Origin of the sequence: Prevotella sp. SGI.167 (assembly GCF_050313615.1) — a bacterium.
Classification (GTDB): Bacteria; Bacteroidota; Bacteroidia; order Bacteroidales; family Bacteroidaceae; genus Prevotella.
In genome coordinates this window covers 120,819-141,252 of sequence record NZ_JBNPLT010000002.1, presented here as the reverse complement: position 1 = coordinate 141,252, position 20,434 = coordinate 120,819, and the positions used below count along the sequence as shown (strand labels likewise).

Below are 20,434 nucleotides of genomic sequence, written 5' to 3'. Positions count from 1 at the left end.
GATTGAAAATTTTCTCTTAAGGGAAGATTTTTCACCTCATTTGGTCTGTAAAGTTATTTCTTTATAAATTTCGCGGCACCTATTTTCCTATCCTCAAAAGCAAAGAACTCCCGTCTCTTTTCTGAGATGGGAGTTCTTGTTTAAAGGGAATACTGGGCGGAAATCATCAGTTCGCGAGGGCGAAGATGATAGCTGTCGGTCAATGTACTGATGCCGCTATAGATGGTTTCCATATAGTTCTTCTTGTTGAAAAGGTTTCGAAGCTCTGCTGAAAGGCGGAGCTTTTTCATTCTCCATACTGCCGAGGCATCGCCAAGGAGGGTGTTAAGGTGGCTGCCCTCTTGCAGTTCATTGCGATAATGTACGAGCGAGAAGGAGAGGTCCACATGGCTGATGGTAGCGGTGGCAGATACGCTTAGACGCCAATTAAATAACGATGACTTCGCCATTTTTTGACGTTTCGAGTTGTAAAAAGAGAATTCTCCCTCATAGCTAAAGGCACACCAGGACGGCGAGAAGTCGATGCTAGGCTTCACAGTATAGTTGTCCGCGGTGTAGCTGATGGCTTTGCCGCTGCTGTATTGCTCACCCTTGCTGTAGTTGTAACTGCCCTCCAGGCGGGTCTTCAGATGAAGGTTGTAGAAACCCTTGGAGATATAGAGCGAACCTCCGATGTTGTTGCTCTTGCTGTCCTGCTTATATAAAGAGGTATAGTATTTGCCATCCTCGATGCGTAGGTCGGATGCCGTGTTCATCCAGTTTTTGCTGGCATTGACCGATGCGCTGAAGAAGATTTCCTTGATAGGGCGCTTGTAGTCGTAACTCAACTTCCCATAAAGAGAGCGAGTTATCGGAATGATGTCGCTCGAAGTGTACCAAGAGCGATAACTTTTGCGATATTGCTTCATGGCGTAGTTGGTGGCATTGCCTGTTCCGGTACTGTATCCTGTGTAGATAGTCAACTCTCTACGGAAATCCAATTTCTTATATAAGTAAAGGTAGGGTGATATGGTAAGTAGAGTTTTCTGTGGATAGGTGAAGCGTTCCCAGATGAAATCGGGAGAGAACGACATACGGAACGTCTCGGTCTTGTATTGCCAGTAAGGGGTGAACTTCCCTGTGATGTTAAGACTGTTTTGACCGATTTCATCGTGACTGTTTTCGATGAATCCGTTGTTTTTGCCGATTTCATCGCTTCTTTCCTGATATTTCGCATAGATGTTGTTGAGGTCGATACTCATTCTATATTCCTGTGTCCAGTGGAAGCGATTCTTCATCCACTGTAAGGCGTGGGCAGTATGCCAAAGGTTGGTGCGGATGCGATTGCGCTCGTCGTTAACGTAGAGGTCCGCCACACCATGGTGATAGTCGGCAGTGCTACGCCAAGAGAGTTGACTTTTCTTGAAGACGAAGAGGCGGTAGATACTTGCCGAGAGGTCGAGCTTTGGGATGCGGACACGTTGGGTAAGCGTGTCGTTGATGTTTGACAAACCGTCGCTTTGTGCTGTGCTGAGGCTGATGCTCTCGTTGCCATAATGCTCAGTCTTGTTTACCTTGTTCTCCCATTGCAGATTGAAGGCATCGCTGATTATCGTCTTGTGGTTGTGCTCCGTGGTAACTGTGGGAGCTTCGCCGCCGAGGTCATAGATACTCATGTTCTCTCGTTCTTGTCTGGTTACCGTACGAAGATAGTTGGCTTCTATGCGAGTCTCAGCATCGGCCTTGTTCTTCTTGATATGGTTGATGGAGTATTTTTGCGAGGTGTTGAAGCGCAGGCGTTCTTCGTCGATAGGAGCGTCAAGCGATGGTACTGATAGCCATGATGGAAGGGAGGCAGGAGCCAGACGATTGCTGTAAGATGCGAGTTGGTTAAGTGCATAGCCGAGATTCTTGCCTGTTCTGTCGTATTCTGCATCATACATCATCTGTTTCTTCTTGCCAATTTGCATGATATTGATGCTTCCGCCTACGTGGGTAGGACTCCCAACCAGCAGATAGGGCTTGATGGTAGGCAACAGTTTGTCTCTGGCACTATCCTTCAGAGCGATATTCATTGCGATATTATCCGTAAAGGTCTTGTTCTGAAGTGCCTTGATAGGTTGGTCATGCTCGATGACTTCGGCCTTTTTCACATCTTTCGCCTTGATGTTTTCCTCCAGCTGGTTATATTTGCCACCGGTCAGGTCGAGTCCTTCCACGGTGAATCTATTGATAGGTTTACCATTGTAGTTGATACGACCATTCTTCTCTATATCCACGCCCGGCAGCTTTTTCAATACATCCTTCAGACTGTTGTCCCGTTCGTTGGCAAAGCGGGTGAGGTCGAAAGATATGGTATCCCGCCCTGTGATGCGAGAGCCTTTTACCTGTACTTCCTTCAGGACAAAAGCTGTTGAAGCCATACTGATAATGGTTTCTTTTCCCGATGAAATCGATGTTTTTGTCTTTTTATACCCCATAAACGTGGCCTGCAGTTTGTCGTTGGCTTGCTTTTCGGTGATAGGGAGCACGAAGGTTCCGTCTTCCTTGCTGCGTGTAAACTTCAAGGGCTTTCCATTGCGGAGCAGCGTGATGGAGACGTTGGCTAGACGGTTATGGGTCAATGAATCTTCTACATAACCATGAATCCCGGTAGCAGTGTTGTCGTCATCGAGTAAGATAGGAGTGTTTCTCTTGCTCTGCATCGCCATTGGGATGCAGAACAAGAGAAAGAAAGCGATAAAACTGATAATTATTCTCTTCATTTATTATTGAAGTTCAATCGGATTGAAGACATTCTTCTTATTCATGAATTTCTTCATGTCAATTGGGTTGCCCTTTTCGTCCTGTATTTTTATGTTCTTGATGTTTAATGTTTCCAATACCATTCCTGGCGTAAACTTCTTTTTGAATTCTCTGAGGTCTTTTTGGCTGATCTCTTCTCTCTTAGCCTTGGGGAACGTGATAGGTGTTGGTGCTGTCAACGTACTCATGCCGATGGCTGTGAATGAATATTCTTTGTTTTCATCGTATGCTTTCAGTGTCAAGCCCGGCAGTCCAATCAGCTTCCAAGGACCTTCTGGAAAAGGAATGTCTTCGGCGTACCATGCATACCAAGTCCTTCCCTTGAAGTTGGTCTTGGCTAGTTGGCAATGATAGCCGATGATGGTTGTTGCGCTGTCGGGGATGAGTTGCCAGTCGGGTGTCTCCACGTTCTCTGTGCATTTGTAATCTGTAGTGCCGACAGATTCCAATTGGATGGATTTGCCAGTAGATGGATAGTTCTTGTAGTAGGAGAACGGGAATCTTCCACCTTTAGGTAAATCTGAGAAGTCGAAATTGCCAGTCTTGGCTTTTTCGTTCATGAGTGAATCCTTTACCTGTTTCGTTCTGTCATAGAAGCTGGTCGCCTTTTCACCAATGTCGAGGCGCATCTCGCTATCCGTGTAGATGAAGGGTTTGATGGAAGGATTGTTCACCCATTTCCCCTCATAGGTAATGCGATACTTGGCGTTGTCGATGTTCTCGACTTCCTCCTTACTGTTTCCCGAGATAGAGCGCACAGTGACTTTTGTGACTTGTGCTTTTGTTGCAACACTTCCCATAAAGAGCAAGGTTGCTAAAGCTAAGATGATTTTCTTCATAATTCTGCCTTTATCTGTTAATCTGCTTGCAAAGTTACACTTTTTGTGGCACTCTGCAAAAAAAATGTAGCTATTTATAGCTTTTTAATAGACGATAAAACTAGAGAAGAGTAAACTAAAAAGTTATCTGTTTTATTTTACATTCCTTTTAGTTGCTCCTTTACTTTCGCTGTAAGTTTAGCTTTTTCCTTTTCATCCTTCAACTTATCAGCTTTTGCCAAGAACATCTGGAGATAGAGTTTTGCCTGTGGCTTCATCTTGGCTCCGATATACATTTGCGCAGCATTATAATAGTTGTGAGGATCGTCCTCGTCATCATATTCGATGCACTGGGCGAAGGCATGACCTGCATTCTCGTATTCCAATTTATAGTAATAAAGCTCAGCAAGTTGCTGGTTTACATATAGTCCACGGCTGCGAGGGTAAGCCACGGTTATAGACCGTTCCAGGTTGATGATGGCGTGTCTTGCCATGGTTTCCTTTTCCACGACGTTCTTAGTCTGTTCGGAAATCTTCTTGCAAGTCATGCCCAAGTAGAAGAGACAGTTCATATTTGGGTTGTCTTTCTTCATCTCTGCCGCCTTGTTCAGATAGGTATAGGCTTCTCGGTACTTTTCCAAGTTATAATAGCACAATCCTATGACGAGGTTAGACTCAAAATTGTCGAATCCATCGGCTATAAGCTTCTTGTATCTAGGGATGGCTTGCTCGTATCTAAGCTGTAAATAGAGAGAATAGGCAAGCTCCTTGTTGATGAGAATATTCGTGGAGTCACGTTTTTCTACATACGACAAGGCGAAAGCTGAAACCATTTCAGGCTTCCCATGGTTGTTCCATTGCTGAAGTAGGGTGGCAAATACCTCCCCGTCGTATGGGTATTTGCGATAGATAGTCATGCCATATGATTCTACCTTTTTTTTATCGCCAAGATTAAGATAGGAATAGAACATCATGCGCAAGTCTTCATGGTTGAGACTGTCGTTAGGAATGCTATCCATGCAGGCGATGCAGTTTTTGTTGTCGCCACGAAGACGATAGCAAGAAGCGAGCTTTCTGAGAACATTCAAATCGTGTGGATGCTCATTGATATATTGCTGGTAATAGGTGATGGCATGGAACGAGTCATGCTCGTTCATGCAACTGTCGCCCTGCAGTATCAAGCGATGGATGGGAGTTTGTTCTTTCTTGGCTGATATTCCGATGATTCCAATGAATACCAAACAAGTGATGAATATAAATCTTTTCATTCTTATGTTGTCCGTTTGTTGTTATGATGTAGATACGATCTGTTAATCGAGCTGGAGTTACTCCAGCTCGATAGGGTTGCCCTTGTTGCTTCGGTTTAGAGCCTTGATGGCACCTTCGGGTAATTTCTTAAACGTAACTCCAGTTTTTCTCGCTGTTGCTTTGAGAGCTTCTGCGCCATCAAATTTATGCTTAGCCTCTCTTAACTCTTTCTGTGTTACTTTCTCTCTTGCCTTTTCCGTGAAAGTTATGCTTTCGGTCCCATTCAATGTGCTCATACCGATAGCATTGAATATGTATTGTTTGTTCTGGTCGTAAGCAAGTAGAACAAGACCAGGCAGTCCGGAAATTTTCCAAGGTCCTTCGCTTATAGGTATGTCTTCTGAGTACCAGGCATACCAGGTCCTGCCTTTGAAGAGTGCTTTTGCCAACAGGCATCTATAGCCAATGATGGTAGTTGTGCTATCTGGGATAAGCTGCCAGTTTGGCACCTCTAATTGTTCTGTACATTGGTAATAGTTACCAAGGACTTTATCCAGTAAAGTTGTTTGCCCCTTTGATGGATAGTTCTTGTAGAATTCCCAACGGATTCTGCCACCGCTAGGTATTTTACTCATGTCATGTTGCCCCGTCTTAGCTTGTTCATCCATGATAGAATCGGATATTTGCTTGGTTCTATCATAGAAATGAGTTGTCTTGCTACCGATGTCCAGTCGCATTTCGCTCTCCCAATAGTTGTAGGGAACTGTTGTGGTATCTGGTACCATTTTCCCATTGTAGGTGATGCGATAGTTTACCTTGTCAATATTGACCACTTTCTCATTTTGGTTGCCTTTCTGAGCATTCAAGCTGCATACTGTGAGTATGGCTGCTAATAATAATGTTATTCTTCTCATAGTCGTTTGATGTTTAGAATTTCGGATGCAAAGGTAACACAAATGATAGATATAGCCAAATCGGAATTACATGCAAGTGAGTACAGATATGTTGATAACGAGAGAGTTACGATTAGGAAAAACTTAAAATACAAGCTTTTTGTAATGCTTCGATAAGTTAATGAAGTAAAGCGAAAAACTTATGGGAGTGCTTATCTGATGATGTCGTCAAATGACTCTGCTCCAGTGTCACTCTTGATTCTCGACTTTCTTACCCTGATATTCGAGAGAGAGTATTGCAGGATTTGCATCACTTCCTCATCGCTCTTGCCGATATGGTAGAGGATGCAGAAGAGGCTTTGTGATGGATTCAAGTCGTAGTTCTCCAATCGTTCGCTATACTTCTCGTCTATCACCTTGAAGCTGGCGAGAAGTTGTCGGATGCCTTGCTTACCGATCTGGCTGATGTTTTGATTTTGTATCGTCATCGAATAATACACCAAGCCTTGGCTGATGTCTGTGAGCTCGGTAATTTGAGCCTTGTATTCTTCGATGTCCTTGTCACGACGTTTCAGTTTGCGAAGCTGGGTGGTTATTTCGTGGTTTAATCGTTCGCATTGTTCCGATAACGAAGAGTTCTCCACATCTTTTAACTGGTGCAGTGACTCATGCAAGTTTTTTATAGTTTGGTGAGCCTTTCGGATTCTGGAAATAGAGAGGTAAGTCATCGTCAGGAGAATGATGAGCACGATGATGATTCCTACAAATATATAGGTCTTAACCTTTTCATAGCGATAACGGGTGTTACCACCCTCGTACATCAGTTTTACTTGCTTTTCCTTTCCTGAGTTTTCGCCTTTGGCAAGCAAGGGAGCTTCTTGTCGTAGTTCGTGGGCAACACGCTTTGCCATGAGCGTATCTCCTTTTTGTAGGGAGAGAAAATATAAGGGGAGATAATACTTATATCCTAAAGCAAAGGAATAGGATCCCCATGGCTGTATGTATTCTTGATTCATGCTATAGTTTTCTTTGATATGCTGCATGGCGAAGGCATGGGTTTCCTTGCTGTTTCTTGTGAGCAAGCGATAGAAATCGATGTTGTTGTCATATTTTACCCCGTGATTGTCTTGCGCTTTCTTTGTATAGCTTATCAAGATGGAATCAGGCACATCGTCCCTGTCCATCAAGGCTTGGAAGTAATGATAGTACATGGGTCCCAAGGTGCTGTCCTTGTTCTCTTTTATTTGATTAGCAACTTCGAAAGCTTGGTTGGCAAGTTCCTGATCTTGGTTGTTGATGCTACGATAGAGTAGTGCCCAGGCACGGTAGCGGATATTGTTGGTTTGGCGAGCCTCGTCTTCTAACTCTACGGTGTAAATGTTTTGGTGGGTAATGCGACACAATATGTCGTACATATCCAGCTTCTCCTTTTCTCTCATGTTGCTATCGTAGGCGATGGCCTGTGAGAACCAATTGATGGCTTTTGCGGTATCTCGATAGTTGTTGAGTATCGAGGCTCCCTTATAATATAAGGAACGTGCAAGAAGGGGCTCATCCTTTTCGTTCACGAAGATGTTGATGGCATCGTCTATGTCGTTTTCTTTATAGATGTAACCCTTGAGTTGATATTCTATCTTGGCTGTTAAGAGCTTATAGTAGCCTTTGTTGTCGTTGCTGTCAGCACGAGAGAGGAATACCTTGGCTTGTGCAGGGTATTCGTCGGCAAGGTCGTCTATCTCAGGGAAGGATAGGCGATATCCTGAGTCCATGCAATTGGCGAGTATGGCTAGCTGCATGATAGTGAACAGAAATATGATGATTTTCTTGCTTGTATAAATCATATTGTTATCGTCAAATTATCAACTTTACATTTGTTGTTTCAGAAATCTTTTTGCAAAAGTACAATAAATTGTCGATAAGAACAAGATAATAAGCTTTCTATTTCAGATTTTTGTAGAAACTCGCAAAAATCTGAAATGGAAAGCCTTTGAGATGTCCCTATCGCTCGATTGGATTGAAGACACGTTTCCTTGCTTTTGGTTTGATAGGTTTTCCATTCTCATCTGTCCACTTTTCATCTCTTAGCATCTCGCTTCCATCGTCTCTCAGCTTGATTTTGGTGAGGTCAGACTGGGAAACTTTCTCTGCCTCTTCGGGCTTGGCGTATTTGAGAGTCTCCTTGCCTTTCAGGTCTTCCAGTCCGATGGCGTTGAGATAGAATTGTTGCTGTGCATCGTAGGCACGGAGTATGAGACCAGGCAGACCGCAGAGCTTCCAAGGACCTTCTGACACAGGGATATCCTCAGCATACCAAGCTAACCAAGTTCTTCCCTTGAAGTTGGTCTTGGCGAGTTGGCAATGATAGCCGATGATGGTTGTAGTGCTGTCTGGGATGAGTTGCCAATCAGGAGTCTCGGTCTTTTCGATGCAGTGATAGGTTCTCAAAGCCCACGATTCCTGAAATAGGGTCTGACCGTTCTTTGGGTAGTTCTTGAGGAATTCAAAGTCCATGCATTTTACCGGTTCGGCTTTTCTTAGGTCAATGACACAGCCTGAAAACATCATTTGTAAGACTTGCTTTTTCCATTGCTCCTTGGACTGGTTATAGAAGTGAGTGATGTTGCTACCGATGTCGAGTCGCATCTGTGCCTTGCGATAGATATACGGCATTTCTGTGGTGTCGTTTACCTGTTTTGTATCGTAGGTGATGCGATACTTCACTTGGTCGAGGGTGAGTGTGTCCACGCCCGATCTCATCTGTGCTTTTGCGGTCAGGCTGCCTAAGGCGAGGATGGCTGCGAAAATCAATGTAAGTTTCTTCATGTTCTCTATTTATTTTTTGATGCTTATTTACGAGTAAGACGCAGAGATAGGAAAAAGGTAAACAGAATAATGACGGTCAGTTGGATTATCTGAAGCAGAAGTAGTCTATGTGAATAATACTCTAGAACGAGGCAATCTAGAAGAAACACCCGAAAAATGGGGAAAGAAGAGATTGAAAATCTTCCCTTAAGAGATATTCTCACCAGACTTAACCTGTAAAGATATCTCTTCGTAGATTTCGCGGCATCTCTTTTCCTTCATTTTATTCTTTACGCCAACGGCAATCATATCCTCTACGGTCGGATGCCCAGTTCCATTTACAGATGTTGCGTGTTCTCCATTATATCCCTCGGTGCAATGGGTGAGGTCGTAGGCAGGAGCTAAATGCCAGTGCCATTTGCCATCGCTCTCTTTCTGAACCAAGAAAGAGAAGTTCTTGCAGTGGTCGTCCTTGTTGTCCATTATGTAATTAAAAACCATGCGGCGGAACATCTCTTCCACATCCTCTTGGCTTTGGGTAAGATAACCTGTAAGCGCCAAAAGGTTGAGATAATCGAGAATAGGGTTGGAAAGGGAAACGTTGAGCAAGGCTCCAGCTGTGGCTACGTGAATGCGTTCGCCTGTTGGAGAAATGTCGAAGCGACGGCAGGCAAAATACTTGTTGTTTACCAGTTTGAACTCGGGTACTTGGATGCCACATTGCTTGGCTATCTCATTATAATGATACTCTTGCTTTCCCATATCTTGTGGGTCATAGGTATGGCGAAACTTGACCAACCAATGACCATCCTCATTCGTGAAAATGGCTTTCGGGCGACAACCGCCACTATTACCACTATTATATAATAGCAATCCTGCGTCATTATCCTGTTGCTCCTTCAATACTTCCAAGGCTTTGGCTTGTAAAAGGTCAAAGTCCTCTATCTCGTGTCCTGTCTGGACAGAAGTTATAGGTTCGTAGGTCAATGCGCCCATACCTCCATTGCCCACGATGCTCAGTCGGTCGAGAGCAGATAGCTCAAAGTCGTTGATTCCCTCTTTTAGCAAGGTTTTATGCAATAGGTATCTACCATATCCATCGGGAAGGCTGTCTTCGAAGATGCCAAAGTTCCCGTTGAAAGGGGTGGCTTTGGCAATGAAAAGACCAGGCTTCAGTGGCAATTCCAACGGAGATATACTAAAGCCTGATGCTAACCACTGATTGGCATACTCGAAGGTGCATACCTTTCCATCGGCACTCAATGACAGTGTGCCGACTTTCTCCTGATGATATTTTACGGCTAAAGTTTCTATACGTTTCATTGTCTGTAAGCCTTTTTCTTATTAGCGTTTCTTTTTATCTGTTGCAACTCCTCCATGGTGGAGTACTTGGGTTGCGAGAAGACGTTCTTGATTTCTGATGTGTATTCCAAAGCTATGGCGATACCTATCAGATTTTTGAGGGAGATGAGACCCTTTTGTTCGAATCTGGTGATGTTGCTGACTGCAACGCCTGACTTGTCTGCCACTTGCTCACGTGTCAGATTCTTCTCTATTCTTCGTTTTCTGAAGTCGTTTGCCATCTCCTTTGCAATCTCATCAGGATTGTCGTGGAGGTAGTTATCTAATATTGCTAATATATTGTTCGTTTCTTGCATAATCATTGGGATAATAATAAGATATTATCAGTTGCAAAGATACAAAAAATAATGTTATGTTCCAAATAAAAATCAATTAAAAAGTCAAAATCCCTTATAACCTTGTCTCCATATATTTTTTTGTTGAAAGAAGGAAGTTTTTTTATCTTAATTTATTTTGTCCTTCACCTATTTTGTTGTAACTTTGCACACTGAAATTCGAATTTAAATTATTTTATGTAATTATGGCAAAAAAAGCTCTTTTAATGATTCTCGACGGATGGGGAATCGGTAAGCATGATAAGGGTGATGTTATCTACAAGACTCCAACTCCTTATCTCGATTATTTGACAGCAGTTTCTGCACATTCTACTCTCCAGACTTGTGGCGAGGACGTAGGTCTTCCTAACGGTCAGATGGGTAACTCTGAGGTAGGTCACCTCAACATCGGTGCTGGTCGTGTGGTATATCAGGACCTCGTTAAGATCAACAAGGCTTGCGAGAGCGGTGACATCTTGAAGAATCAGGAGATCATCAACGCTTACAGCTATGCTCAGAAGACTGGTAAGAAACTCCACTTGATGGGCTTGACTTCTACCGGTGGTGTTCACTCTTCTTTGGATCACCTCTTCAAGTTGATAGAGATCGGTAAGGAATATGGTTTGAAGGAGACATACGTTCACTGCTTCATGGATGGCCGTGATACAGACCCTAAGAGCGGTAAGGGCTTCATCGAGGAGGTGCAGGCTTGCTGCGACAAGAACGGTGCACACATCGCAAGCATCGTAGGTCGTTTCTATGCTATGGACCGTGACAAGCGCTGGAACCGTGTGAAGGAAGCATATGACTTGCTCGTTGAGGGTAAGGGTAAGCAGGCTGACGATATGGTGAAGGCAATGCAGGAAAGCTATGATGAGGACGTAACAGACGAGTTTATCAAGCCAATCAATAACTCTAAGGTTGACGGTACTATTCAGGAGGGTGATGTTGTTATCTTCATCAACTACCGTAACGACCGTGCCAAGGAGTTGACACAGGTATTGACTCAGCAGGATATGCCAGAGGAAGGCATGCACACCATCAAGGACTTGCAGTACTACTGCATGACTCCATACGATGCAAGCTTCCAGGGCGTTCACATCCTCTTCCCTAAGGAGAACGTAATGAATACTCTCGGCGAGTACTTGAGCGCACAGGGCAAGAAGCAGCTCCACACTGCAGAGACAGAGAAGTATGCTCACGTAACATTCTTCTTCAATGGTGGTCGTGAGACTCCATACGAGGGCGAGGACCGTATCCTGGTTCCTTCTCCAAAGGTAGCTACATACGACCTGAAGCCAGAGATGAGCGCTTACGAGGTAAAGGATAAGTTGGTTGGTGCTATCAACACTCAGGAGTACGACTTCATCGTTGTAAACTTCGCTAATGGTGATATGGTAGGTCACACAGGTATCTACAACGCTATCGCTAAGGCTGTTCACGCTGTTGACAACTGTGTAAAGGACGTTATCGAGGCTGCCAAGGCTAACGATTATGAGGCTATCATCATCGCTGACCACGGTAATGCAGACCACGCTATCAACGAGGACGGTACTCCAAACACTGCTCACTCTTTGAACCCAGTTCCATTCATCTACGTAACTGACAACAACTCAGCTACCGTTAAGGATGGCCGTTTGGCAGACGTTGCTCCTTCTATCCTCCACATCATGGGTTTGGAGCAGCCAGCTGATATGACTGGTGAGAACTTGATTTCTGACAACAAGTAAAAACGATTTTATATACCTCAAAAAAGTATCCTAAGATACTTGGCCAAGTATCTTAGGATACTTGCGTAAGTATCTTAAGATACTTTTGAATTTATATTAAGCATGAACGTAAAGATAGAAGAAAGTTGGAAACAGCATATAGGAGAAGAGTTCGACAAGCAGTATTTTGTTGACCTCACCAACTTCGTGAAAGAGGAATACCTGCGTACGCCCTGTTATCCTCCTGGCCGCTTGATTTTCAATGCCTTCAATCTCTGTCCTTTTGATGATGTGAAGGTAGTGATTATCGGACAGGATCCATACCATGAGCCGGGTCAGGCGATGGGACTGAGTTTCTCTGTGCCGGACGGAATCACTTTTCCACCATCATTGATTAATATATTCAAGGAGATTCAGATGGATCTCGGTACTCCGATGCCAGCCACGGGCGATTTAACCCGCTGGGCAAAGCAGGGAGTCCTGTTGCTCAACGCCACGTTGACCGTTCGTGCCCATCAGGCTGCGAGTCATCAGCGCAAAGGCTGGGAGGAGTTTACCGATGCTGCCATCAAGGCGCTCAGCAAGGATAAGGAGCACCTGGTGTTTATCCTTTGGGGCGGTTATGCCCGGAGCAAGGCGAAGCTCATCGATACAAGCAAGCATCTGATATTGGAAAGCGTTCATCCTTCGCCATTATCAGCCAACAGAGGCGGATGGTTTGGCAATCATCATTTCTCCCGCTGCAATGCGTATCTGCAGCAGAACGGAATTGCGCCTATCCAATGGTAGGTACACCTATCAATTTATAGCTATCCACTCATGGGTAGCTATCATTATTTTTATTATACACTCAAAGAAATTTATTCATCTCAAAAAACATTATGAAGAAAGACGAACTGCGTATTCTGCAGGTGGGCAACGTGTTGGTTTCACCTGATATTATCACCGAAAAATTCTGTTGCGACCTTGATGCCTGCAAGGGCGAATGCTGCATTGAAGGCGATGCGGGAGCTCCTGTTACCCTGGAGGAGATTATGGAGATTGAGGATGCGCTGGATGTGGTTTGGGATGATCTCTCGGCTTCTGCCCAGGCTATCATAGATAAGCAGGGCGTGGCTTATACCGATATTGAAGGCGATTTGGTGACGAGCATCGTGAATGGTAAGGATTGTGTGTTTACCTGCTATCAGGATTTGAAAGACCTGGGCGATGGACATACGATTCCTAACTGTTGTCTCTGTGCCTTGGAGCGTGCTTATCGCGAAGGAAAGTCGAAGTTCAAGAAGCCTATCTCCTGTGCTTTGTATCCAATCCGTGCCAAGGATTTCGGCAACGAGGTGTATGGCATCAACTATAACAAGTGGCGCATCTGCAAGGATGCCATCAAGAAGGGAGAGGAGTTGAACCTTCCGGTTTATAAGTTCCTGGAAGGTCCGCTGATTGAGAAGTTCGGTAAGGAATGGTATGGTGAGCTTTGCGAAGTGGCAGAGCAGTTGCTTGCCGATTTGGAAGATTAAATTCAGTTTAGTTTGAGACTTTGGAAGATATGATTTCCAAAGTCTTTTTTATTTGGTGCAACAAAGTCTTTTTAGCATAATAAAAAAGAGATTTCGAAAAGCTTGCTAGCTTATTCCGAAATCTCTAATCCTTCAATATTTACGATATTGCTTTTTTTGAATCTGCCATTCCATGTGAGGGTATAGATTCTTTGATTTTGAAATCTGAAGCGGAAGAAAGCCTGTTCATCCAATTCTCCGTTGCAAACGTATTGAAACCCATTGATGTTCAGTTTTTCTCCTCTGTGGGCCTCTCTGATGGTAATACGGATGGTGCCATAGAAGGGACGACCAAAGTCAATATTGTAGCCTAAAGAGTCGTTATAGGTACGAATGGGTTTGAGGACTTTTCCTAATTTATTCTCAGATTGACACACCTTGAATTCTTCTGTAGGAAGACTTCTGTCAATGTCCATGCTTCCTGTAGGACGATGCCAACCATACGGTTGATACTCTTCAGTTTTCCAATCAATGATGTTGGTACGGGCATCAAAACGCTCACTTTCTCCAGAATAGCAATCCTTGGGTTGTCGACAGAGCCAGGAGCCATCAGTTTGGTGGTGGAAAGGAACGCTGTCCTGATCCCAACCGTATATCTCCAGTGAAAGCTGTTTGCCATGGCTAGGCTTGCCCTGAGGTGCATACCATACAGCAATGACGTTGTCACCGGCTTTCAGATATCGGGTGATATCAAAAGTGCGTGATTGGAGTACATCATTCTTGATGCCTTCGAATTTTAAGCTTCCCGTTACGTTTCTTTCATTTATATATATCTTGTAGTCGCCTGTACTGGCAACATTTGCGAATGCCTGTAGTGGGCGATGTGGCATGACATAGTTTTTTCTAAACCATACTTCTGCTGATTCATCGGGGAGTGGATATGAAATCCAATGGGTACCGAACTCTTGTGCATTGGAGCTCAGTACCCATAGTAATGAAAATATGAGAGAAGTTATATATCTCATTTATTTGATCAATTTTGTTTCTCCAGCCTTGAAGTTGAGGACTTTCTGCTTTCCGTTGTAGTTGACGGTCAGGCTTCCTTCGTTCTTGCTGGTAATAATAGCTTTCTTAACTTGTCCTTTATTCCATGATAGTGCAACCTCGTAATTGCCGCGAGCCTTGATACCCTTTATCTCTCCTGCAGACCATTCTTTAGGAAGGGCAGGGAGTAAATCCATCGTCTCGCCATCACATTGCATCAGCATCTCGCATACACCTGCTGTGCCACCGAAGTTGCCATCAATCTGGAATGGTGGATGGGCATCAAAGAGGTTAGGGTAGGTGCCACCGCTATGGTGCTTGCTATCCTTGTAAACTTCAGGGCTTACGTAGGTGAGCAGCTTGCGGTATATCTGGTAGGCCTTGTCGGCACGATGCAGGCGCGCCCAGAGGTTGATTCTCCAGCCAGTACTCCAGCCGGTGGAATTATCGCCCTTGATTTCAAGAGTCTTGGTTGCGGCAGCAGCAAGCTCCGGAGTCTTATCTACCGAAATCTGATGGAACGGATAGAGTCCCAGCAGGTGTGACTGGTGGCGATGATGCCAATCCTGGTCTTCCCAATCGTGATACCACTCCATCAGATTGCCTCGCTTCCCGATGTGGTAAGGGCGCAGGCGATTGAGGGCCGATTGCAACTGCTGCTGGTAATCGTTGTCGATACCCAGGGCTTTTGCTCCCTTGATGGTGTTCTTGAAGAGCTCGCGGATGATGGCGAGATCGGCGGTTCCGCCATAGAAACTGCTGCCGCGGTAGCCCTTATCGGTGATGTAATCTGCCTCTGGCGATGTGCAAGGGGCTGTAATCAGTTCGTTTGGATTGTGTGGATTCGGGATAAGCCACTCCAGCAGGAAGTCGGCAGCGCCCTTCATCAAAGGATAGGCTGTATTGCGAAGATATTCGGTATCTCGCGTATAGTCGTAGTGATCCCAAAGGGTTTCTACGAGCCAGGCTCCACCCATCGCCCAGTTGCTCCACTGTGGACTCTCGTTTCCGGTTCCCACAGGATTGCTCATCGCCCAGGCATCTGTGTTGTGTCCAGCGCACCATCCCTTATCGATGCCGTAGAAATGCTGGGCATTGTGTCGGCCTGTCACCGACATGCCTTCAACCAATCCGTTTACCGGGGCAACCAGTTCTGGTAGGTTAGTAACTTCTGCCGGCCAGTAATTTTCTTCCAGGTTGATGTTGATGGTATAGTTGCCACGCCATGGCGAACGGAGGGCTGGTGCCCAGAGTCCCTGCAGGTTGGCTGGCACGCCCTTGGTTCTACTGCTGCTGATGAGTAGGTATCTGCCATATTGGAAGTAGAGCTGTTCCAGATAAGGATTGTTCTCGTGGTTGTCGCTGTAGGCGAGCAACTGCCTGTCGGTAGGGCGGGTGGCATCATATTTGGCTCCTTTCAGGTTCAGGCTTACTCTGTCAAAGAGCTTCTTGTAGTCGGCGATGTGGCGCTGCTTGAATTCATCGTATGTAAAGTTGGCAAGATGCCAGGCATCATCGGCTACGTTCTCTATGTATGGAGCACCTTCCTTCACGGGATGCTTGTCGAAGCCATTGTAACTCGTTTCGTTGATGAGATAGATGATAGCCTCGCTCACATCCTTCAGATGGAGAACTGAATCGCTTGCCCACACTTTTCCGTCGGTGTTCTTCACCTGAAGCATGGCACAGTAATGCGTGCTGTTGGCTTCGTCACCGAGCACATGTCCCGTCATGGTGAGCTGTCCTCTAGATGCTTTCACCTGATGGGGAATGAGGGAGGTGAGGGAGATGTCGCTGTTGATGGCTCTCTTTTGGGAGGCACTCAGCTTGATGGCAATCATCTTGTCGGGATGAGAAGCAAAATACTCTTTGGTATATTGAATGCCGTTGCGCCTGTAATGAACAGTAGCCAGGGAGTTGTCGAGGCTCAGTTCGCGGTAATAATCCGTAAACTCGCCCTGGTTGCAGTCTTTGATGTTGATCATGCCCAGCGGCTGATAGAACTCCGAGTTGTGACCTTGTACATAGTGCTGCAGGGAATCGGCAGTCTTGTAATCCTCTTTAAACAACGCCTCTCTGATTTTTGGAATCCACTTGAAGGCATCGCCACCTTCGTTGGGATTTACAGGAACACCCGTCCAAAGGGTGATGTCATTGAGCTGGATAGAGTCATTATTGGCTCCACCATAAATTAGCGCACCCAGTTTGCCATTGCCTATCGGCAGTGACTCTTCGAAGGCGTATGCAGGTTTGTTGTACCACAACTTGTTGGGTTGCGGTATTTTGCTAACAGTTGCCGCCTGGCAGTTCAAAAGACCTGAGGCTGTTAGTGCAAGCGTAAAAAGCAGATGCTTCATAAATTCTGTTTTGTTAGTTGTTAAAATATGATGCTTGGAAGTGATGCCCATAGGATGAGCTTATCTAAAAAAGGGGGTAGACTCTTGCCTAGTCTGCCCCCAATATGTTCGTGTTAACTTTAAGCGTCGATATTGGCATAAGTAGCGTTCTGCTCAATGAACTCGCGGCGTGGCTCCACATCATCGCCCATCAGCATAGAGAAAATCTCGTCAGCCTGAGCTGCATTATCGATGGTTACCTGCTTGAGCAAGCGGGTAGATGGGTCCATAGTGGTTTCCCAAAGCTGCTCTGGGTTCATCTCACCCAAACCTTTGTATCGCTGAGTGTGAATATTCTTGTCTTCCAACCCCTCGCCATACTTGTCGATGAATGCCTGGCGCTGCTGCTCTGTATAGCAATACTCGCTCACCTTGTTACGGTAAGTACACTTGTAGAGAGGTGGAGTAGCGATGTACAAGTGACCTTCCTCGATAACCTTTGGCATGAAGCGATAGAACAAAGTCATAATCAATGTGTCGATGTGTGAACCATCGACGTCGGCATCGGTCATGATAATAATCTTGTCGTAACGCAGCTTGTCTGTGTTTGCCTCCTTGCTGTCTTCACCGTCTACACCGAAGCGAACTCCGATACTCTGGATAATGTTCATGACAGACTCAGCTTCGAATACTTTATGCCACTGAACCTTTTCTACGTTCAGAATCTTACCACGCAATGGGAGAATAGCCTGGCGGAAACGGTCGCGACCCTGCTTGGCTGAACCACCAGCGGAATCACCCTCGACAAGGAAAATCTCGCATTCCTTAGGATCCTTCATGGAACAGTCTGCAAGCTTACCAGGCAGACCACCACCTGTCATGAAGTTCTTGCGCTGTACGCTTTCACGTGCCTTGCGGGCTGCAATACGTGCAGTAGCAGCCAATACCACCTTCTCGCAGATGCGCTTAGCTTCGTCTGGATGCTCCTCCAGGTAATCAGCCAAAGCTTCATTTACTGCCTGTTGGACGGCTCCCTGAACCTCGCTGTTACCGAGCTTGGTCTTGGTCTGTCCCTCAAACTGAGGTTCTGCCACCTTGATAGAGATGACGGCAGTAAGACCCTCGCGGAAGTCCTCTGGTGCAATCTCTACCTTTGCCTTCTCTATTTGCTTAGAGATGGTCGGGTCGGCTTCTGCGTAAGCCTTCAGAGTACGAGTCAACGCCATGCGGAAACCAGTCAGATGGGTACCACCCTCAATGGTGTTGATGTTATTGACGTATGAGTGGATATTCTCTGAATAGTCTGTGTTGTACATCACAGCAATCTCGATAGGAATACCCTGCTTCTCGGTCTTCAGATAGATAACATCATCGAAGAGGTGAGTGCGGTGACGGTCTACGTAACGGACGAATTCCTTCAAACCATCCTTGGCATGGAATACCTCCTCCTTGGTCTTGCCTTCTTCGTCAGGGCGCAAATCTTTCAAGGTTATCTTGATGCCTGCGTTGAGGAATGCCAACTCGCGCATACGGTTAGCAATGATGTCCCATCTATAGACTGTGTGGGTAAAGATGGTTGGATCCGGCCAGAATTGCTGGCGTGTACCGCGCTTATCGGTTTCACCTACTACCTTGACGGGATAAAGAGGTTTACCCTTTTCGTATTCCTGCTGGTAGATTTTGCCGCCACGGAAGACCTGTGACAGCATGTGGGAAGAGAGTGCGTTTACACAACTTACACCCACACCATGCAAACCACCGGAAACTTTGTATGAACCCTTGTCGAACTTACCACCGGCATGGAGCACGGTCATTACGACTTCAAGGGCTGATTTATGTAGCTTCGCGTGCATATCCACAGGGATACCACGTCCATTATCTTCTACAGTGATAGAGTTGTCTTCGTTGATGGTAACTTCAATGTCTGTACAGTAGCCAGCCATTGCTTCATCAATAGAGTTGTCAACAGTTTCGTTGACCAAGTGGTGAAGACCTTTTTCAGAGATGTCACCAATGTACATCGCTGGGCGCTTGCGAACAGCTTCCAAGCCTTCAAGGACCTGAATGTTACTCGCTGAGTAATTATTTGCGTTGTTTTGATTATCTGCCATTTTAGTATTGTCTTATTTCTGTGCAAAGATACTAAAAAAAGCTGAGATACAGAAGGTTTTCTTTGTGAAAAATAGCGAAAAAAGAGATAAAAACAGAAGTTTTTTGAGAAGTGTAAGAAATAGCTGGAAAAAGTGCGAAAAACGTTGTGCTTACGATAGCAAAATGATAGGTAGATAGAGCGGTGAAATAGATGGGGAATCGTGAAAATGTTAAGGTGGTGATAAAAAGAATAAGGCTGCCACCCTTCTTGAAGGATTGCAGCCTTATTTATTTTTTGCTTCGACTTATAAGTTAGGCCAACTTAGCGATGTGCTGTGTAAGACCAGACTTCAAGTTTGCAGCCTTGTTCTCGTGGATAACGTTGATCTTAGCCAACTTGTCTAAAAGCTTCTGAACTGTAGGATAGAGCTTTACAGCCTCTTCCTTGTCAGACATGTTGCGCAACTTGCGGACAGCATTGCGCATAGTCTTTGCATAATACTTATTGTGCAAAGCCTTCTTCTTGTCCTGACGGATTCTCTTGATTGATGATTTATGATTTGCCATCTTCTTTTTTATGTTATTTTTTTATATTCTTGTTATTTGTAGTCCCTAGCAGAGTCGAACTGCTCTTTAGAGAATGAAAATCTCTCGTCCTAACCGATAGACGAAGGGACCATCGCTGTTTTGCGGGTGCAAAGTTACTACTTTTATTTGATTCCTGCAAATTTTTTACTGAAAATTTTCTCTAAATGCGTTTTTTTTTGTAATTTTGCCCTGTTTTTTAGTATATTTGACAAAATGGAAGTTAAAACCCGGGCAATCGTGTTGCAAACTATCAAGTATGGGGATGCTCAACTTATCGTGGATTTTTTCACAGAAAAGTTGGGTAGACTGTCTTTTATGGTCCGTATACCCAAGTCTTCTAAGGGAAGGTTGAAGCGTCAGTTGTTTCAGCCCTTGATGTTATTGCAATTGGAATTTGATTATCGTCCCAAGTCTAATCTTCAACGTATCCGGGAGGCTTCCATCGGTTATGCTTTTATTGATATTCCTTTCTCTCCTTACAAATTGGCTATTTCCATGTTCTTGGCTGAGTTGTTGTCTTATACCACGAAAAATGAGCAAGCCAATGCCTCGCTATATCTCTTTATGCAGGATAGTATTGAATGGCTGGATAGAGTGGAGGGGAGTTTTTCCAACTTTCATATTGTCTTTATGATTCGCCTGACTTTCTTTTTAGGTTTTTCGCCTAATATTGAAAGTGGAATGAGCGGTGATTATTTTGATTTGGTTGATGGATGTTTTGTACCCTATGTTCCTACGCACGTACATTATTTAAATAGGGAGGATTCTTTGCGGTTGGTTGCCCTGCTTCGTTTGGAGTATAAAACAATGCACCTCTACACAATGTCTCGTATGGAAAGAAACAGATGTGTAGAGGTGATTCTGGAATATTTTAAACTTCATGTTCCTGGTTTCCCGGAAATGAGGAGTTTTTCTGTTCTCAAAGAGCTGTTCGCTTAGTTGTCAACGG

16 protein-coding genes are annotated in these 20,434 nt (G+C 44.9%); 4 read left to right on the top strand and 12 right to left on the bottom strand.

Annotation, left to right across the window (positions count from 1 at the left end):
- Positions 1-140: 140 nt before the first annotated feature.
- The 8 genes from ACQRBJ_RS02075 to ACQRBJ_RS02040 all read right to left on the bottom strand — a co-directional run bounded on the left by ACQRBJ_RS02075 (position 141) and on the right by ACQRBJ_RS02040 (position 10,203).
- A complete protein-coding gene (locus ACQRBJ_RS02075) occupies positions 141-2,744 on the bottom strand; it encodes a hypothetical protein (RefSeq protein WP_445302735.1) in 2,604 nt (867 codons plus the stop codon).
- 3 nt (positions 2,745-2,747) lie between these two features.
- Positions 2,748-3,623, bottom strand: coding sequence for a GLPGLI family protein (locus tag ACQRBJ_RS02070; RefSeq protein ID WP_445302734.1), 876 nt, complete (start codon positions 3,621-3,623; stop codon positions 2,748-2,750).
- A 137-nt stretch (positions 3,624-3,760) separates the two neighbouring features.
- Entirely contained in the window at positions 3,761-4,870 is a 1,110-nt protein-coding gene (locus ACQRBJ_RS02065; protein ID WP_445302733.1) for a tetratricopeptide repeat protein, read from the bottom strand.
- A gap of 57 nt (positions 4,871-4,927) precedes the next feature.
- Positions 4,928-5,764 carry a GLPGLI family protein gene (locus ACQRBJ_RS02060; RefSeq protein WP_445302732.1) on the bottom strand — a complete coding sequence of 279 codons (837 nt, stop codon included), beginning with the start codon at positions 5,762-5,764 and terminating at the stop codon, positions 4,928-4,930.
- Between the two features lie 191 nt (positions 5,765-5,955).
- Positions 5,956-7,584: a hypothetical protein gene (locus ACQRBJ_RS02055; RefSeq protein WP_445302731.1), complete on the bottom strand. Its 1,629-nt coding sequence runs from the start codon at positions 7,582-7,584 to the stop codon at positions 5,956-5,958.
- Positions 7,585-7,741: 157 nt separating this feature from the next.
- A complete protein-coding gene (locus tag ACQRBJ_RS02050) occupies positions 7,742-8,566 on the bottom strand; it encodes a GLPGLI family protein (protein WP_445302730.1) in 825 nt (274 codons plus the stop codon).
- 186 nt (positions 8,567-8,752) lie between these two features.
- Positions 8,753-9,868, bottom strand: coding sequence for a type II toxin-antitoxin system HipA family toxin (locus ACQRBJ_RS02045; RefSeq protein WP_445302729.1), 1,116 nt, complete (start codon positions 9,866-9,868; stop codon positions 8,753-8,755).
- Positions 9,865-10,203: a helix-turn-helix domain-containing protein gene (locus ACQRBJ_RS02040; RefSeq protein WP_117587082.1), complete on the bottom strand. Its 339-nt coding sequence runs from the start codon at positions 10,201-10,203 to the stop codon at positions 9,865-9,867. Before ACQRBJ_RS02040 ends, ACQRBJ_RS02045 begins: the two co-directional genes overlap by 4 nt.
- 224 nt (positions 10,204-10,427) lie before the next feature.
- Here ACQRBJ_RS02040 and gpmI point away from each other — a divergent pair, with 224 nt between their 5' ends.
- The 3 genes from gpmI to ACQRBJ_RS02025 all read left to right on the top strand — a co-directional run bounded on the left by gpmI (position 10,428) and on the right by ACQRBJ_RS02025 (position 13,447).
- On the top strand, positions 10,428-11,951 hold the full coding sequence (gene gpmI / locus ACQRBJ_RS02035) for a 2,3-bisphosphoglycerate-independent phosphoglycerate mutase (protein WP_287593663.1): 1,524 nt from the start codon (positions 10,428-10,430) through the stop codon (positions 11,949-11,951).
- Positions 11,952-12,053: 102 nt separating this feature from the next.
- Complete coding sequence (locus ACQRBJ_RS02030; protein ID WP_118151277.1) at positions 12,054-12,719, top strand: uracil-DNA glycosylase; 666 nt, start codon at positions 12,054-12,056, stop codon at positions 12,717-12,719.
- A gap of 92 nt (positions 12,720-12,811) precedes the next feature.
- Entirely contained in the window at positions 12,812-13,447 is a 636-nt protein-coding gene (locus tag ACQRBJ_RS02025; RefSeq protein ID WP_294967391.1) for a DUF3109 family protein, read from the top strand.
- Positions 13,448-13,557: 110 nt separating this feature from the next.
- On the opposite strand, the gene ACQRBJ_RS02020 is transcribed toward ACQRBJ_RS02025, so the two are convergent.
- The 4 genes from ACQRBJ_RS02020 to rpsT all read right to left on the bottom strand — a co-directional run bounded on the left by ACQRBJ_RS02020 (position 13,558) and on the right by rpsT (position 19,464).
- Positions 13,558-14,451, bottom strand: a complete 894-nt coding sequence (locus ACQRBJ_RS02020; RefSeq protein ID WP_441937246.1) for an alpha-L-rhamnosidase N-terminal domain-containing protein — start codon at positions 14,449-14,451, stop codon at positions 13,558-13,560.
- On the bottom strand, positions 14,452-16,827 hold the full coding sequence (locus ACQRBJ_RS02015) for a glycoside hydrolase family 95 protein (RefSeq protein ID WP_445302728.1): 2,376 nt from the start codon (positions 16,825-16,827) through the stop codon (positions 14,452-14,454). It lies immediately after the preceding gene.
- Positions 16,828-16,946: 119 nt separating this feature from the next.
- Entirely contained in the window at positions 16,947-18,917 is a 1,971-nt protein-coding gene (gene gyrB, locus ACQRBJ_RS02010) for a DNA topoisomerase (ATP-hydrolyzing) subunit B (RefSeq protein WP_299400279.1), read from the bottom strand.
- A 292-nt stretch (positions 18,918-19,209) separates the two neighbouring features.
- Positions 19,210-19,464: a 30S ribosomal protein S20 gene (gene rpsT / locus ACQRBJ_RS02005; protein ID WP_153124144.1), complete on the bottom strand. Its 255-nt coding sequence runs from the start codon at positions 19,462-19,464 to the stop codon at positions 19,210-19,212.
- 234 nt (positions 19,465-19,698) lie between these two features.
- Here rpsT and recO point away from each other — a divergent pair, with 234 nt between their 5' ends.
- Positions 19,699-20,424 carry a DNA repair protein RecO gene (recO, locus tag ACQRBJ_RS02000; RefSeq protein WP_217760583.1) on the top strand — a complete coding sequence of 242 codons (726 nt, stop codon included), beginning with the start codon at positions 19,699-19,701 and terminating at the stop codon, positions 20,422-20,424.
- Positions 20,425-20,434: the final 10 nt, after the last annotated feature.